This is a genomic window from Novosphingobium nitrogenifigens DSM 19370 (assembly GCF_000192575.1).
Classification (GTDB): domain Bacteria; phylum Pseudomonadota; class Alphaproteobacteria; order Sphingomonadales; family Sphingomonadaceae; genus Novosphingobium; species Novosphingobium nitrogenifigens.
Genome location: NZ_GL876934.1, coordinates 373,920 through 390,097, shown reverse-complemented (window position 1 = coordinate 390,097; position 16,178 = coordinate 373,920). Strand labels below are relative to the sequence as shown.

At 64.2% G+C, this 16,178-nt stretch carries 17 protein-coding genes; 6 read left to right on the top strand and 11 right to left on the bottom strand.

Translation table 11 applies throughout. The features are described 5' to 3' along the window. Positions 1-21: 21 nt before the first annotated feature. From Y88_RS15980 to Y88_RS15960, 5 genes are all read left to right on the top strand, one after another. Complete coding sequence (locus tag Y88_RS15980) at positions 22-354, top strand: hypothetical protein (protein ID WP_008071088.1); 333 nt, start codon at positions 22-24, stop codon at positions 352-354. A 20-nt stretch (positions 355-374) separates the two neighbouring features. Continuing rightward, complete coding sequence (locus tag Y88_RS15975; RefSeq protein ID WP_008071086.1) at positions 375-617, top strand: hypothetical protein; 243 nt, start codon at positions 375-377, stop codon at positions 615-617. A 70-nt stretch (positions 618-687) separates the two neighbouring features. After that, positions 688-1,602, top strand: coding sequence for an SPFH domain-containing protein (locus Y88_RS15970; protein ID WP_018075865.1), 915 nt, complete (start codon positions 688-690; stop codon positions 1,600-1,602). A gap of 5 nt (positions 1,603-1,607) precedes the next feature. Then, positions 1,608-1,844, top strand: a complete 237-nt coding sequence (locus Y88_RS15965; RefSeq protein WP_008071082.1) for a hypothetical protein — start codon at positions 1,608-1,610, stop codon at positions 1,842-1,844. Positions 1,845-1,940: 96 nt separating this feature from the next. After that, a complete protein-coding gene (locus tag Y88_RS15960; RefSeq protein WP_008071079.1) occupies positions 1,941-2,891 on the top strand; it encodes a right-handed parallel beta-helix repeat-containing protein in 951 nt (316 codons plus the stop codon). Here Y88_RS15960 and ribA read toward each other — a convergent pair. The 8 genes from ribA to Y88_RS15920 form a co-directional block, all read right to left on the bottom strand. Next, a complete protein-coding gene (ribA, locus tag Y88_RS15955) occupies positions 2,888-3,970 on the bottom strand; it encodes a GTP cyclohydrolase II (protein WP_008071077.1) in 1,083 nt (360 codons plus the stop codon). The genes Y88_RS15960 and ribA overlap by 4 nt on opposite strands. Continuing rightward, a complete protein-coding gene (locus tag Y88_RS15950; protein ID WP_008071076.1) occupies positions 3,967-4,752 on the bottom strand; it encodes an exodeoxyribonuclease III in 786 nt (261 codons plus the stop codon). Before Y88_RS15950 ends, ribA begins: the two co-directional genes overlap by 4 nt. Before the next feature lie 391 nt (positions 4,753-5,143). Next, positions 5,144-5,848, bottom strand: coding sequence for a LolA family protein (locus Y88_RS15945; protein ID WP_018075863.1), 705 nt, complete (start codon positions 5,846-5,848; stop codon positions 5,144-5,146). Between the two features lie 125 nt (positions 5,849-5,973). Continuing rightward, complete coding sequence (gene rpmG / locus Y88_RS15940) at positions 5,974-6,141, bottom strand: 50S ribosomal protein L33 (RefSeq protein WP_008071074.1); 168 nt, start codon at positions 6,139-6,141, stop codon at positions 5,974-5,976. Positions 6,142-6,357: 216 nt separating this feature from the next. Further along, complete coding sequence (gene ppk2 / locus Y88_RS15935) at positions 6,358-7,167, bottom strand: polyphosphate kinase 2 (RefSeq protein ID WP_008071073.1); 810 nt, start codon at positions 7,165-7,167, stop codon at positions 6,358-6,360. Positions 7,168-7,174: 7 nt separating this feature from the next. After that, positions 7,175-7,990: an undecaprenyl-diphosphate phosphatase gene (locus Y88_RS15930; RefSeq protein WP_008071072.1), complete on the bottom strand. Its 816-nt coding sequence runs from the start codon at positions 7,988-7,990 to the stop codon at positions 7,175-7,177. Positions 7,991-8,084: 94 nt separating this feature from the next. Further along, complete coding sequence (locus tag Y88_RS15925; RefSeq protein WP_008071071.1) at positions 8,085-10,256, bottom strand: M13 family metallopeptidase; 2,172 nt, start codon at positions 10,254-10,256, stop codon at positions 8,085-8,087. A 102-nt stretch (positions 10,257-10,358) separates the two neighbouring features. Continuing rightward, the gene (locus Y88_RS15920) at positions 10,359-12,248 is read right to left on the bottom strand and encodes an ABC transporter transmembrane domain-containing protein (RefSeq protein ID WP_008071070.1); all 1,890 of its coding nucleotides are present in this window, start codon (positions 12,246-12,248) and stop codon (positions 10,359-10,361) included. A 256-nt stretch (positions 12,249-12,504) separates the two neighbouring features. Between Y88_RS15920 and Y88_RS15915 the strand changes: the two genes are divergently transcribed. Next, positions 12,505-13,767 carry a polyhydroxyalkanoate depolymerase gene (locus Y88_RS15915; RefSeq protein WP_008071066.1) on the top strand — a complete coding sequence of 421 codons (1,263 nt, stop codon included), beginning with the start codon at positions 12,505-12,507 and terminating at the stop codon, positions 13,765-13,767. 57 nt (positions 13,768-13,824) lie between these two features. On the opposite strand, the gene Y88_RS15910 is transcribed toward Y88_RS15915, so the two are convergent. The 3 genes from Y88_RS15910 to Y88_RS15900 all read right to left on the bottom strand — a co-directional run bounded on the left by Y88_RS15910 (position 13,825) and on the right by Y88_RS15900 (position 16,088). After that, entirely contained in the window at positions 13,825-14,286 is a 462-nt protein-coding gene (locus Y88_RS15910; RefSeq protein ID WP_008071065.1) for a MaoC family dehydratase, read from the bottom strand. A gap of 114 nt (positions 14,287-14,400) precedes the next feature. After that, entirely contained in the window at positions 14,401-15,912 is a 1,512-nt protein-coding gene (locus Y88_RS15905) for a putative O-glycosylation ligase, exosortase A system-associated (RefSeq protein WP_008071064.1), read from the bottom strand. Further along, a complete protein-coding gene (locus Y88_RS15900) occupies positions 15,909-16,088 on the bottom strand; it encodes a hypothetical protein (protein WP_008071063.1) in 180 nt (59 codons plus the stop codon). The genes Y88_RS15905 and Y88_RS15900 overlap by 4 nt, the downstream gene beginning before the upstream one ends. Between the last annotated feature and the right edge of the window lie 90 nt (positions 16,089-16,178).

The following is a 16,178-nucleotide window of genomic DNA, read 5'->3' as shown; positions in this document are numbered from 1 at the left end:
ATGCGACAATTGAGGAATTCGATGAAGACGATCGCCAAGACCGCTGCCCTTGTCCTGGCTCTTTCCACGCTGGGCGCATGCGGACGGCATGACGAGGCGAGCGATGACGCGACCCCCAACAATGTCGAAATGCCCGCTGCCGACTTGCCCGCCGCGCCGCCTTCGCTCGACGCGCCGCCGCCGGCCAAGGATCCTGCCGCCGACGCGAGCCAGGCAGCCCAGTCCGCCGAAGCTGCCGCGAGCAGCGCGGCCGATACCGCCGCCTCGGTCGCCGAAGCCGCCCGCGCGGCCGCTGCCGAAGCGGACCAGCAGGGCGGCGGGAATACCGGTAACCAGCAGGCCCCGGCCCAATAATTCCATTTGGTAATTTGACCATGATATCCCGGATCCTGCCCCGCATCCTGATCCCTGCCGCCGTTTTCGCGCTGGCGGGGTGTTCGGGTGACAGCGATCCGGGCCCCGGGGGCGTGACCCGGGGCGAAGCGCGTCAGCTCGACGCGGCGGCGGCGATGCTCGACGCGCGCCCGGCCGCGCCGCTGGTCGATGCGACGGTTCCTGCCGATATCGGCGAGGATACCTCCAAAGGGCAGCGGACCAAGGGACGCGGGCACACCTGACACTGCAGTTCGGCTGGCCCGGGCTTCCCGGAAGTGATATTAATTTGATATCATTTTTAGGGGAAGCATCATGGCCGAGTCGTCGGTTTCCGTGCATGTCAGTGTCGAGCGTCCGGCTGCCACTGCGAGCGGCTATACCATGCTGGTGGTGGCGTTCGTCCTCGCCGCCTTGCTGGCGGTCGAACTGATTTCACTCGTCAATGCGCAAGGCGTGATCACGATGCCCGTCTGGACGGTGGTCGCGCCCTTGCTGGTTCTGCCACTTGCCTTCGCGCTGGTGTCGGGCGGGTTCTACATGATCCAGCCCAATCAGGCCGCCGCGATCACTCTGTTCGGCTCGTATCGCGGAACCGATCGGGCCCACGGCTTGCGCTGGGCCTGGCCCTGGCTTGGCAAGGCGCGGATTTCGGTGCGGGCCAACAATGTCGTTTCGGAAAAGCTCAAGGTCAACGACTTGCGCGGCAATCCGATCGAGATCGCGGCCAATGTTGTCTGGCGCGTCGCTGACACTGCGCAGGCGCTCTACGATGTCGATGATTACAAGGCTTTCGTGCTGGTGCAGATCGAGGCCGCCGTCCGTTCGATCGGGTCGCGCTATCCCTACGACGATTTCGAACATGCTGAAGTGACGCTGCGCGGCAATCACGAGGAAATTGCGCGTGAATTGCAGGCCGAACTCAATGATCGCCTGCGTCTTGCCGGGATCACCGTCGACGAATGCGGGCTCACCCATCTTGCCTATGCACCCGAAATCGCGGGGGCCATGCTCCGCCGCCAGCAGGCCGAAGCGGTCATCGCTGCCCGGCGCAAGTTGGTCGAAGGCGCGGTCGGCATGGTCGAGCTGGCATTGGCGCAATTGTCCGAACGCGATGTGCTGACGCTTGACGACGAACGGCGTGCGGCGATGGTGTCGAACCTGATGGTCGTGCTGTGCGGAGAGCGCGATACGCAGCCGATCGTCAACGCCGGAACGCTTTACCAGTAACGCCGATGCCGCCGGTTCCGCGCAAAGCCTTTGCCCTGCGCCTCGATCCCGCGCTCCATGCCGCGATCGAGCGCAGTGCGGCGACGGATCTGCGCTCGGTCAATGTGCAGATCGAGGTCTTGCTGCGCGAGGCGCTGGCCCGGCGCGGGGTGCGGCTCGACCCGGTCGACCCGCCCCGGCGCGGCCGACCCCCACGTGAGGGGAAGGGGGCACGTGACGGGAAGGGGGATGGCCGGGAATGAGACGCTGCCGGGCCGATCCTCGACAGAGTGATGATCGACAGCGCCCTCGGGGTGGGGCAGAACGCCGGTCCGTCTCGTTCAAGAGGAACCCCCGTGATGTCGCGTCCTGCCCGCCTTGCCGCTGCCGTTCTCGTTGCGGCGTTTTTGCCCGGTGGTGCGGTTCTCGCCGATGGGGCGCGGGCGCCTTACACGCTGGCCGAAACCGGGCAGCGGTTCGCGGCCTTGCAGGATGCGGTCAATGCGATCGGCGACCGCTCGGGAACGATCATGATCGAGCCCGGGACCTATCGCGACTGTGCGGTGCAGACCAAGGGCGAGGTCGCCTTTCTCGCCGAAGTGCCGGGCAAGACGATTTTCGACGGAGCCATTTGCGAAGGCAAGGCGGCGCTGGTCGTGCGCGGGCGCGGGACGCGGGTGGAAGGGATGATTTTCCAGAACCAGCGCGTCGATGACGGCAATGGCGCGGGGATCCGTCTCGAGCACGGCAATCTGGTCGTGCGCCAGTCGTGGTTTCGCGACAGCGAGGAAGGCATCCTGTCGGCCGACGATCCCGACAGCAGCGTGTTGATCGAGCATTCGACCTTTTCGCGGCTCGGGCGTTGCGACCGGGGCTTGTCCTGTGCCCATGCGGTCTATTTCGGCGACTATGCCAGCGTGACCGTGCGCAACAGCCGGTTCGAGGCGGGCCGGGGCGGGCATTACGTGAAAAGCCGCGCTGCACGGATCGAAGTGACCGATTGCAGTTTCGACGATTCGGCCGGGCGGAGCAGCAATTACATGATCGACCTGTCCAACGGGGCGACCGGTTCGATCCGCGGCAACTGGTTCGTCGATGGGCCGGACAAGGAAAACCGCACCACGTTCATTTCCAACGCGCCGGAAGGGCACAAGCACAGCGCCGACGGTCTCGTGATCGAGGACAATGTCGCGCGTATGGTGCCGGGTGCCAAATATACGACCGCATTCTTCGTCGACTGGTCCGGCGATGCCATTCGTCTGGGCGCCAATACCATCGGTGCCGGGATCAAGCGTTTCGAGCGTCGTTAACGCAGGATGTGGCCGGTGCGGTCGCGCTTGGTTTCGAGATAGCGGTGGTTGTGCGGGTTTGACGGCAACTGGTGCGGGACGCGTTCGACGACATCGACGCCGACGGCCTTGAGCGCGGTGACTTTGGCCGGGTTGTTGGTCATCAACCGCACTTTGCCCACGCCGAGCAGGTCGAGCATCCGCGCCGCCACCGGAAAATCGCGCGCTTCACTGGGCAGGCCGAGCCGTTCGTTGGCATCGACCGTGTCAAATCCCTGATCCTGCAACTGATAGGCGCGCAGTTTGTTGATGAGCCCGATCCCGCGCCCTTCCTGACGCAAGTAAAGGAGGATGCCCCAGCCGCCGTGCGCGGCCTCGTCGGCCATGCTCCGCAGCGCTGCGTCGAGTTGCGGGCCGCAATCGCATTTGAGGCTGCCCAGAATGTCGCCGGTCAGGCATTCACTGTGCAGGCGCACCAGCGGGATCTTGTCATGGTCCTGATCGCCGATGATCAGCGCGACATGCTCGCGCAAGTCGTCGCGCGCGCGAAAGGCGATGATCTGCGCGTCTTGCGCGGCGGCCACGGGAAGACGCGCGCGGGTCTGGATGGTGAGGGCGACAGGATCGCGAAAGGCGGCAAGGTCGGACGGGGTCACAGTGACCGCGACCTCGCTGCCGCTGGCAACGAGATAGGCGGGAAGGATACCCGCGAGGCGCGCCAGTTCCATCGCTGTTGCCGCAACCAGCGGATCGGGCAGGGGGTCGGCGCGGAACGGACCGCGCAAGGGGCTGTCGAGATCGCGGGCGGGATCGGCAAGATCGCGTGCGGCGGCAAGGCTGAAGGGTTCGTGGCCGCGGATCAGCACCGGGGCCTCGGGGCTGAATTCGCGCAAGTTGGCGAGTTTGAGCGTCGCTGCCCGAGCCGCCGAAATCAGCATGCGTGCGCCGTAGAGCCCCGGCTGGGCAAAGCCCGTCTCGGCCGGAAGCAAGTCGAACGCGCGCGCCGGATCGCCGTCATCGGGCTCTACCCGGATGGCCCAGCCGTGGCGCAGGGCATCAAGCGCCTGTGCCGTGCGACGAGCGGCAACCGGACTGTTCACGCGGCAAATCCGGTGATCAGGGGAATGTGGTCCGAGGGTTGTTCCCAGCGGCGCGTCTCTTCTACGAAGCGATGACCCTGTGAGCGTGCGGCGACTTCGGGCGAGGCCCACATGTGGTCGAGCCGCCGTCCCTGATCCTTGGCTCGCCAGTACGAGCGATAGGACCACCACGAATAGTTCCGCTCGGGGGCGGGGATATGCTTGCGGCCCAGGTCGACCCAGTCATGGGCTGCGGCAAGGCGTCCGAGCGCTTCGACCTCGACCGGCGTGTGCGAGACGACCTTGAGCAGGGCCTTGTGGTCATAGACGTCGCATTCGAGCGGGGCGATGTTGAAATCCCCGACCAGCAGCGTCGGGCGGTCGAGCCCTTCCGACCAGCGCGTCATGCGTTCGAGGAAATCCAGCTTCTGCCCGAACTTGGGATTGGCCTCGCGATCGGGAACGTCGCCGCCCGCCGGAATGTAGACATTGTCGAGGAACAGGTCGTGGCCGAGAATTTCCACTCCGACATGGCGCGCTTCGCCATTGGCCTGCCAGTCTTCGCGGCCGGTTTCGCGCAAGGGCAGGCGGCTGACGATGGCAACGCCGTGATAGCCCTTTTGTCCGCTGACGGCCATGTGGCCATAGCCCAGACGTTCGAACATCTCGCGCGGGAACAGGTTTTCCGCGCATTTGATTTCCTGAAGACACAGGACGTCGGGCTTTTCCTGAGTCAGGAAGCGTTCGACCTGGTCGATGCGCAGGCGAACCGAATTGATGTTCCAGGTGGCGATTTCGATCATGCCAAGGGCTTTAGACACACCATCGGGGCAGGCAATCGGTTTTCGCAGGTCTGGCGGTTTTCGCAGGTCTGGCGGTTTTCGCGGATCTTGGGAGGGGGGCGGAAAACCCTCGCCCCAAAGGGGGGCGGAAGGGGCGAGGGTTCCAGCCGCGTTCGTCACGCTGTGGCAAGTCGGTTCGGGGGCTTGGCTGGCAACAGGGGGGAAGTGCCTGCCATTCCGTCTTGCTGAAACCTCTCTAGCTGGGCTCCGCTTTCGCTGGGATGAACGCAACGTGCAGGGTTTTTGCAGTTTGTCGCAGGAATGTATCGGTTACGTCCTGCCCCAAATGACCAATGGCCCGGACCGACGTCAAGCCGATCCGGGCCATTGTATTGAAAACGCTTTGGAAAGATCAGCCCGCGCGGTGGTTTTGCGGGTTCGGGTCGCGATAGCGGAAGGTGATTTCGTTCACCGGGATACCGTATTGCGGATTCATCAGATGAACGGTCGTCCGCCGCGCCTGGGCATCGGTGGTGATCCACGAATCAAGTTCGAGACCACCCGGTGCCGAAGCCTTGCGCACCATCTGCAGCGTCAGGGTGCCGTATTCCGGATGGCTGGGGTCGCGCACGGCGACACTGACCTGATCGGGGCGGCCCGTCGGGATCAGGCGGGCAAAGCGCGCCACGTCCTTGTTCGGATCGAGCAGGGCGCCGAGCGGGCTGTTGCGGATCGGCCACCGCTGGACCTGCCGCACTTCATAGTCGATCATCGTCAGCGCGGCGCCGTCCGAAACGATCAGCAGCGGGACGCCCGGCTGATACTGGAAACGGATCTTGCCCGGACGCTTCATGGTCAGCGTGCCGTTGAGGCGGCCGCCATTGGCATCGGTCTGGACGAAGTCGGCCCGCATCGTCGTAATCGCGCGCAGGGCGGCGATCGCTTCATCCACGGCAGCCGGATGAGCCCCGGCGGGGTCGGCGTGCGCGACGGACGGAAACGAGACGGCGGAAAGCAGGATGGACGAAAACGAAAAGGCCCCCACCGCAAACGCGGTGAGGGGGCCCTTGATCGTCGCACGGGAAACCGCGCGGGAAAGCTTGGTCAAGAAAGTCATAGCGGAGGGCTAGCTACCGGCCCTTGAACCGGCTGTGAACCCGCCTGTACAACCTTACTTGGCATACATGCCACCTTTTCGAACCTGCCCATGGGCGAGCCGTGAATCGGGGCCGGATGCCAAGATTACTTGATCTTGGCTTCCTTGAACTCGACGTGCTTGCGCGCCACCGGGTCGTACTTGCGGAAGCTGAACTTCTCGGTGGTGTTGCGCGGATTCTTCTTGGTCACATAGAAGAAACCGGTGTTCGCGGTCGAGACCAGGCGGATCTTGACGGTAGTGGGCTTGGCCATGTCGCTATCCTGAAACTTCTGTCCTGAAAAATAGATGCCCGCAAAAACAACGGGCGGCTTTGCCGCCGCCCCGCTAGATCTCTGCGCTACAGGGGCGGGGCGTTGGGGCAGAATCACCTGAATGTCAAGGGTACGGCGTTCGTTTCATGATTGCCGGATGCCCAGTGTACCCTGAAAAAGCCAGTGTATCCCGAAAAAGGGTGAGTCCCGAAAAACTCAGTCCGCGTCTTCGCGGGGCCCCCCTGCAAAGGTGGGGATCGGGTCGATCAGGCCGAACCGTTCCTTGTGCGGGGCATGATGGAGCGCGGGCAGGTCGAGCGGTGCGACATCCACGCGGGTGTCGGGCAGCCGGTCGAGCAGATTGCGCACCAGCGTCAGGCGACCGCGACGCTGGTCGTTGAAATCGACGAGCGTCCAGGGCGCCGTGGTCGTGTGAGTGGCCGCCAGCATGGCTTCGCGGGCCCGGGTATAGTCCTCGTAGTGCTTGCGCGCGGCAAGATCGACGGGCGAAAGCTTCCACCGCTTGAACGGGTCGTCGCGGCGTTCGGCAAAGCGGTGTTCCTGTTCCGCCTGATCGCAGCACAGCCAGTACTTGAACAGGAGGATGCCGTCGTCGACCAGCAGCTTTTCAAAGACCGGCACCTGGGCAAGGAAGCCGCGCACCTGATCCTCGTTGGCATAGCCCATGACGCGCTCGACCCCGGCGCGGTTGTACCAGCTGCGGTCGAACAGGACGATTTCGCCCGCACTCGGCAAGTGGGCGACATAGCGCTGGAAATACCACTGGCCGGTTTCCCGTTCGCTGGGCTTGGCCAAGGCGACAGTGCGGACCTGCCGCGGATTGAGCTTTTCCGAAATGGCATGGATCGCCCCGGTCTTGCCGGCGGTGTCGCGCCCTTCGAACAGGACCAGCACGCGCGCGCCGGTCTTGGCCGCCCAGCGCGCCGCCGCGGTCAGTTCGACCTGCATCGGTTCGAGGAGAGCGGAATAATCCTTGCGGGAAAGCTTGTCGGTTCCGTGCGCCATCGGTCGATCAGATCTTCATCAGCCAGACCAGGGCAAGGCCGCCCGCGATGATGCGATAGACGGCAAAGGGAATGAACCCGCGCTTCGTCACATAGTCGAGGAACAGGCGGATGACGACGAGAGCGACGACGAAGGATACGACCGAACCGATCGCGATCTGCGTCCAGCCCACCGGCCCTGCCTGTGCGGTCAGTTCGTGGCGGTTGTCCCACAGCTGCTTGGCCGTCGCGCCGAACATCGTCGGGACCGCGAGAAAGAAGCTGAATTCGGCGGCCGTGCGGCGATTTTCGCCCATCGCGAGCGAACCCATGATGGTGGCGCCCGAACGCGAGACACCCGGGATCATGGCAAGGCACTGCATCAGCCCGATCGTGAACGACTTGCGCAGCGACAGCGCGCTGACCGGCTCGAACTTGCCCTCGCGCGCGAACTTTTCGATGGCGATGATCGCAAAGCCGCCGACGATCAGCGCAACCGCGACGATCACCGGGGTTTCGAGCATGGCGTCGATCTTTTTCTTGAGCAGCACGCCCAGAACGGCCGACGGGATGAAGGCGGCGAGCACGTTGCGCACGAAGTGCAGCGATTCGCGGTCCTTGCGCAGAACGCCGATCGCGACTTGCGTGAAAGTGTTCCGGTAGAGCACCACGACCGCAAGGATCGCGGGCAGCTGGATGACGACGTTGAACACTTCCCAGGCTTTCGGGTTGTATCCGAAAAGCTCGGTCGCCAGGACGAGATGGCCGGTCGAGGAAACGGGCAGGAACTCTGTCAGTCCCTCGACGATGCCAAGCAGGATGGCGGTGATGTTCAGGCTGTCCATAGGGGCATGGGATTGCCGCGCTGCAGCAGGGCGGTCAAGCCTGCGCACGGCGCTGCAATGTTAAATTCCTTCAATGCTTGGGCCCCCGATAGTCCTACCAGATGTGGACCCGTTCCTCGGGCGGCAGATAGAGCTTGTCGCCCGGCTTCACGCCAAAGGCCTTGTACCAGGGTTCGAAATTGCGAAGCACCGCGTTGACGCGCGCTTCGGCCAGCGAATGCGGGTCGGTCTTGAGCAGTTGCCTGGCGAACGTCTCGCGGTATTTCCAGCGCCACGCCTGCGCGTAGGACAGGAAAAACCGTTGGTCCCCGGTGAGGCCGTCGATCACTTTGGCAGGCTTGCCGTGCAGCGAGAGGTGATAGGCCTCATAGGCCATCGACAGTCCGCCAAGGTCGCCGATGTTCTCGCCCAGCGTGAGGTGCCCGTTGTGGCAGGTCTTGCCGTCATCATAAGGACACTGGCGATCGTATTGCCCGGCAAGGTTGGCAGTCAGCTTCTCGAACGTCCTGCGGTCCTCGTCCGTCCACCAGTTGGCGAGTTTGCCGGTCCCGTCGTACCGTGAACCTGCATCGTCGAAACCATGGCCGATTTCGTGGCCGATGGTCGCCCCGACCGCGCCATAGTTCACCGCATCGTCGGCTTGGGGGTTGAAATAGGGCGGCTGGAGATAGGCGGCGGGGAACACGATCTCGTTGGCGGGCGGGTAGTAATAGGCATTGACCGTCTGCGGGGTCATCAGCCACTTGGACCGGTCGACGCCTTCGGCCAGTTCGCGCAGCTCGTCCTGCCAGTGCCAGCGTATGGCTTCCACCGCGTTCGCAAGCGGCGTGTCGGGATGCATGGTCATCCCGTCATAGGTCTTGAACGTGTCGGGATAGCCGATCTTGACGCCGAACTGGTCGAGCTTGGCCTGTGCCGCGGCGCGCGTTGCGGGCGTCATCCACGACAGGTCCTTGAGATTGGCGGCCATGGCAAGGCGCAGGTTGGCAACGAGCTTTTCCATCGCGGCCTTGCTCGTCATCGGGAAATAGCGCTGGACATAGATCTTGCCGACCGCTTCGCCCATTTGCGCCTGAACCGAGGCGACCGCGCGTTGCCAGCGTTCGCGCTGTTTCTGTTGTCCCTGCAACAGCTTGCCGTAAAAGGCGAAATTCGCTTCGTCGATGTCCGAAGGCAGGACTGCGGCATTGGCGATGAGGAAATGAACCGTCATCCACGCCTGAATGGTGGCGATGTCCTGCGTGCCGAGCAAGCGGGCAAGGGCGGGCATCCCGCCGCCCAGCTTTGCCAGATCGGCGGGGGAAAGGCCGAGACGGGCGACAAGCTCGGGCGAAGGCGGAACTTCGCGCACGATCAGCGAGGGGGTCTTGCCAAGGCCGCTGCCATCGACGAGCGGGGCGAGCGGAAAGTCGCTGCTCCAGCCGAGGAAATCGGCGTGAGGGATGACCGTGTGCGTCAGCAAGGGATTGCGCGCGAGCGCCCGGTCCCAGTCGGCCAGAGCAATCTGGTGCTCGAATTCATAGACCTTGTCGGCCATGGCACTGTCGTACCCGGCCTTGCCCAGCAGAAAGGCGAGATAGGCGCGATACCGTGTGCGGATCTCCACATTGCGGATCGTGTCGGACAGGTAATAATCCCGGTCGGGCAGCCCGAGACCGCCAATCCGGGCAAACGCGGCATTGGCCTGCGGATTGGCGGGGTCAATCTCGACCGAGAATACCACCGGTGAAGGCATTCCGGGTTCGCCCATCAATGCGGACAAGTCGGCGCGTGTTGCTGCCGCCCGGATGCGCGACAGCCACGGCTGGGCCGGGGCCATCCCGGCGGCATCGATCGCCCGCTGATCGAGGAAAGCCTTGTAGCTGTCGGCCATGCGCTGTTCCACCGACCCTTGCGGATGGGGGACGGCTGCCAGTTCCTCGACGATCCCCTTGACCGCGCGTTCGGCCTGAAGCCGCAGGGCCAGGACATTGCCGCTGTAGACGTATTGGTCGGGGATCACTTCCTTGCGGGCCCAGCGACCGTTTACATAGGCGAAGAAATCGTCGCCGGGCCGGACCGCGTGATCGATGTCGGCGGGGTTCACGCCCCATCCGGGAAAGGTCGGCACGGGATAGTCGGCCCCGCTCGTGCTCGGCGCGATTGCGGCGGGGGCCGGTTCTGCTGCCCGTGCAGAGGGGGCGAGGGAGAATGCCGGGGACAGCGCAAGGATCGACAACCCGGCGCGCAGCAGGGCCGCGCGGCGACGGGACGGGCATTTCGGCATAAGTCCAGCTTTCCCCCGAATGGACCCGGCGGGCCCTTTTCGGAGGGAGCGTTAACGATGCCGCGCGGGGTCGGCAATGCCTTCGATTCCCGCGTTTCCGGGTCAGTCCCGGCCGTCGCTCTGTTCGAACTGCAATCCGGCGAGGCGGGCATAAAGGCCACCGGCCTCCAGCAGCGAGGCGTGGGTGCCTTCCTCGACGATGCGGCCGCCGTCCATGACGATGATGCGGTCGGCTGCGCGCACGGTGGCGAGGCGGTGAGCGATGACGAGAGTCGTGCGCGCCTGCATCAGGCGATCGAGAGCATCCTGCACCAGCCGTTCGCTTTCCGCGTCGAGCGCGCTGGTCGCTTCGTCGAGAAGGAGAATGGGCGCATCGCGCAGCAGGGCGCGGGCAATCGCGATCCGCTGGCGCTGGCCGCCTGACAGGCGCGTGCCGTCCTCGCCGAGGAACGTGTCGAGACCTTGCGGCAATTCGCGCAGGAAGCCTTCGGCATTGGCGGCGCGGGCCGCGGCCCAGATGTCCTCGTCGCTCGCTTCGGGGCGGCCATAGCGCAAGTTGTCACGCGCGGTCGCGGCAAAGAGCACGCCTTCCTGCGGAACGAGAGCGATGCGGGCGCGCACTTGCGCCGGGTCGGCCTGGGGCAGGGGCACGCCGTCGATGCGGACCATGCCGCCTTGCGGATCATAGAAACGCTCGGCGAGCTGGAACAGCGTCGACTTGCCTGCGCCCGAGGGGCCGACGATGGCCACCGTCTCGCCCGGTTCGACCGTCAGCGAGAAATCGTGAAGCGCCGGGCTGTCGGGGCGGCTGGGATAGCGGAAGGTGACATGCTGGAACGCGAGCTGTCCGCGCGGTGGGGCGGGCAGGGCGATCGGTCGTGCGGGCGGCGCGATCTCGGGCTTTTCGCGCAGGAGCTCGCCCAGCCGTTCAGCAGCGCCCGCACCGCGCAGGAGATCGCCGTAGACTTCGGTCAGGGCCTGGAACGATCCGGCGACAAGGCCGCCGGTCAGGACGAAGGCGGCAATTGTGCCGCCGCTGATCCGGCCGCTGGCGACGCCGAGCGCGCCTTCCCACATCAGCGCGGTGATCCCGCCCAGAATAAGGACGATGACGACGGCGGTCATGATCGAGCGGATCAGGATGCGGCGGCGTGCGGTCGAGAACGTGCGTTCGACCGCAAGGCTGAACCGCGCCAGTTCCCGCGATTCCTGTCCAAAGGCCTGGACGACTTTCATCGCGCCGAGCACTTCGGCGACGCGCACGCCGACATCGGCGACGCGGTCCTGGCTGCTGCGCGAGGCTTTGCGCAGGCGATTGCCGAACAGGGCGATCGGGCCGACCACCAGCGGAATGCCGGTCAGGAGCCAGGCTGTCAGGGCAGGGGCCAGCGCAAAGAGATAGGCAATGCCGCCGATGCCCATGATCGAATTGCGCAGCGCGATCGAGACGGTCGTTCCGACCACCTGTTCGATGATCGCGGTGTCCGAGGTCATGCGCGAGGAGATTTCCTTGGGACTGTTCATCTCAAAGAAACTGGGCGGCAGCTTGAGCAGGTTGTCCTGCACTTTCATGCGGATGTCGGCGACGACCCGTTCGCCCAGCCACGACACGAAGTAGAACCGGGTGGCCGTGCCGATGCCGAGCACGACGACGATGCCGAACAGGATGATGAACCATTCGCCGAGCGCATGGGTATCGGCCCCGCGTGAGAACCCCTTGTCGATCACCATGCGAAAGCCATAGGGGACGGCCAGGGTCGACAGGGCCGTGACGATCAGCGCGCAGCCTGCCGCCGCCACTTGGCCGGGATAGGCAAGGGCCTGTTTCCACACCATGTGCAGCGGCCCCAGCGTCTTGCCGCGCGGGGGCTCGCTCTTGGGATCTGTCTCGGGTTGGGACGGGGACTGCCCCGGCTCAATCGCGGATGTGGAAGGTTCGACCGGCGGCGTGGCCGGTGTGACTGGCGCGGATGGCGGGATCGCGGCGTTCATGGTGCCTGCGCGTAGAGCATTTTTGCCTCAAGGTGTATGGGGCAATAAGCATTGTCACGAGGCAAATTTCGAAAGGGTGGCGCCGTTCGCGTGTTCGTATCGCGCTTTCCGGCCGCCGCCGTCCCGGCTGCCCTGTCGGTCGAACGTTTGATCGGCATTGTCCAAGAGTTGCATTGCGCAATCGAATGATGGCTCACACTATGACGGCAATGAAAGAGCGCGAGTCCGTAAAGTGCTCGTCTCGTGACAAGGAACCATGTTCGTGTTGTACAAGGCTTATGAAGTGCAGCGCTCGCTCCTCAATGCCGGGAGCGCGATGGCCGCGATGACGGTCGACATGCTCAATGACCCGCGTAATCCCTTTGCGGGCACGGCAGGGACGCAGGCGCTGGCGTCGGCACTCGATGTGTTTGCCCATGCCTCGGCTCCGCGCGGGAAACCCGCATTCGGCCTGCGGACTGTCCACGTCGATGGGCAGTCCTATGCCGTCACGGAAAGCACAGAGATTCACCGTCCTTTCGGCGATCTCAAGAAATTCACGCATGAAGGCCTGCCCGAAGATGCGCCGCGTCTCCTGATCGTGGCGCCGATGAGCGGGCATTACGCCACGCTGCTGCGCGGGACGGTCGAACGCATGCTCGACCGCAACGTCGTCTACATCACCGACTGGGCCGATGCAAAGCTGGTGCCCGAAGCCGAGGGGCGCTTCGATCTTGACGATTACATCGACTACCTGATCGGTTTCCTCGAATATATCGGTCCGGGCGCCCATGTCATGGCGGTGTGCCAGCCATCGGTTCCCGCTTTTGCGGCGACCGCCGTCATGGCGCGTCGCGGCCATCCCTGCCGCCCGGCCACGCTGACCATGATGGGCGGGCCGATCGACACGCGCGAAAGCCCGACTGCGGTCAACGATCATGCGATCACCAAGCATTACGTGTGGTTCAAGCACAACGTGATTTCCGAAGTCCCGGCAAACTATCCGGGCGCGGGCCGTCGGGTCTATCCCGGCTTCGTCCAGCTCGCCTCGTTCATGTCGATGAACCTGGGCAGTCACATGATGAGCCACTATGCCCTGTTCAAGCACATGGTGCAGGGCGACGGCGAAAGCGCCGAGGCGACCAAGCGGTTCTATGACGAATACCGCTCGGTCTGCGACATGACGGCCGAATTCTATCTGCAGACGGTCTATGTCGTGTTCCAGAACCACCTGTTGCCCAAGGGCGAGCTTGTCCACCGGGGGCATGCGGTCGATCTTTCGGCAATCACCGATACCGCGATCCTGTGTGTCGAGGGCGAGCGCGACGACATTTCGGGCATCGGCCAGACCCGCGCCGCGATCAAGCTGACTCCGGGCGTCCCCGACGAAATGAAGAAGTATCACCTCGCACCCGAAGTGGGGCACTACGGCATTTTCAACGGCTCGCGCTGGCGCAATGCCATTGCCCCGGTCGTCGACGAATGGATCGCCCGCCACGACCGGCGCGGGCAGGGCGCCAAGCTGAGCGTGGTTGCCTGATCGGATCGGCGGGCCGGGGTGGTCTCGACTGCCCCGGTCCTTCTCCGTTTCGTCCGATTATACGAAGAACTGCGAAATCCACTCGCAGAGCAGGGCGGGCTTGTCCTCGCCTTCGATTTCGACCGTGATTTCCATGGTCTGCTGCCATTGGCCGGGGCGCTTTTCCTCGATCTCGAGCAGTTTGAAATGACCCCGGACGCGCTTGCCCGAACGGACTGGGGCAAGGAAGCGGGTCTTGTTCCCGCCATAGTTGACGCCCATCCGGATGCCTTCCGGGCGCGGGCAGTCGCTGTTCTGGGTCATCAGCGGGATCAATGACAGCGTCAGGAACCCGTGGGCGATAGTGCCTCCGAACGGGGTCTTCGCCGCTGCCACGGGATCGATGTGGATGAATTGATAGTCGCCGGTCGCCTCGGCGAAGAGGTTGATCCGCTCTTGCGTGACCTCGATCCAGTCCGAAGTGCCCACGACCTTTCCGATCAGGTCCTTCATCGTCGTGACATCGACGGTTTTCGGCATGCTCGTCCCCTGTTGCTGGCCACGGGTCCGATGGTCCGGCCCGGGCATTCGTTGGCGTTTCTTGCCCCGTCATGCCGCCCGGAGCGTCGCCATGCAATCGATTTAATCGAATAATTAAGAGGTCGGAGGCGTGGTCCGGGGCGGAATCGCGGGCAGGGGGGGCTGCGACCTTGCGCCGATCATCGGGCCTGCCGGGCGATCGTGCCGGATCGCGGTTTCGATCTGTGGCTCGGTCCCGGCGTTTTCCTGCGCGATCATGGCAATGCGGCGGGCGATCCGTGCGTCGCGTTCGGCCAGCCGACGGGCCTCCTCGGCTGCTTCGTCGAGGCGCCGGACATAGGCGTGGAGCCCGCATTGCAACCCCACCAGCATGTAGCAGAACGGTTGAAAGGCGATGCCGACGAAACTGCCGCCGACGAGATAGACGATCTGCGCTTGCTGGAGTGCGTCGGCGAGCGGTGAGATCCAGGCCAGTTGCGGATTGGGCGTCTTGCGAAAACGGCGACGGATCACCTCCATCTGCACGACGCCCAGCACATGGAGCAGGAGCCACAGGCCGATGCCCGGATAGCCCTGTTCGCCCAGCATTTCGAAATAGCTGGAATGATAGGCGCGACCGCTTTCCTGCACTTGCTGGGTACTGATCTGGGTGGTGTTGTTGCTCAGGGTCTGGGTGATGACCTTGTCATAGGTCACGCTGTCCTGCCGATAGGCTTCGAACCCACCGCCGAACGGGTGGGACTTGGCAAAGTCGATCGTCCATTTCCACACCGCGACGCGAGTGCTGGCCGACTGGTCGGCCTGATGGTTCTGGATCGTGCTCATCCGCTCGGTAAAGCTTTGCGGCAGAAGCGGTATGGCGATCAGCGCGCCGACAGCGATCACGGCGATATAGGTAAAGCGCCTCTCCGTGCTTCGCAGCATGAGCAGGCCGAGCACGCCGACGCAGATGAGGCCGGTGCGGGCCTGCGTCCCGACCGGCATCAGCATGGCCGAAAAGCAGACTCCCGCCGCGAACAGCCAGACCAGTCGACCTGGCGGAAAGATCGTGCCGAACCGGGCCAGCCAGAGCGCGATCGGAATGAGGCATATGGCCACGGTCGAGATGATCGAGCCTTCGTAAAGCCCGGTATTGTCGTTGACGAGCAATTTGAGTTCGCCATAGCCGCCGCCACCGGTCAGCGTCTTGAGCCCGCCGTCGATCGTGATGACCGCCACGCCCAGAACCATGACGAGCGTCAGCGCCTCGATCCGCAATCGCGTGCGCAGTGTCATCGGCAGGAACATCGCGAAAACCAGCGCTTTCCACACCCACGACCACTTTGCGGCTGCTTCGTCGGGGAAGTCGGCGCCCAGCGTCGTCATCCCGCAATAGAGCAAGAGAACCAGCATCAGGCTCTGGCGCAGGGAAAAGTGAACGCCGCGCTTGTCCTCGCGCATTGCCCAGGCAATCGTCATGAGGATGAAAGCCAGCAGCGAGATCGGGATGGCCTGAAGCAGGCCCCAGCTGATCTTCTGCGGTGCGACGATGTCGATATAGGCGTAGGCCAGCACGAACAGGAATGGCCGCGCGAACCCGGCGGCAAAGAAGGCCATCACGAAAAGCGTGAGGAAAAGGTTGGTCATCCCGCCGTTCCCGGATCGCCGCCGGGGGGCGGCTGGATCGGCTGGGGTCGATGCACGCGCACGATTTCCCGGGGCGGCAGCAAGGGGTCGTTGTCGAGGTCGTCGCGCCCGATCAGCCGCCAAATGGTCAGCGCAAGCAGGGCATGCGGGACGACGAGGGCTAAGATGTCGATCATGGTCCTTGGCCCCCGCTCGCCGAAAATCAGGCGCTCTAGCTAGTCCGCCTGCGGTTGATAGCGCGTTAAACCTTGCTGTGGCATTGTTTT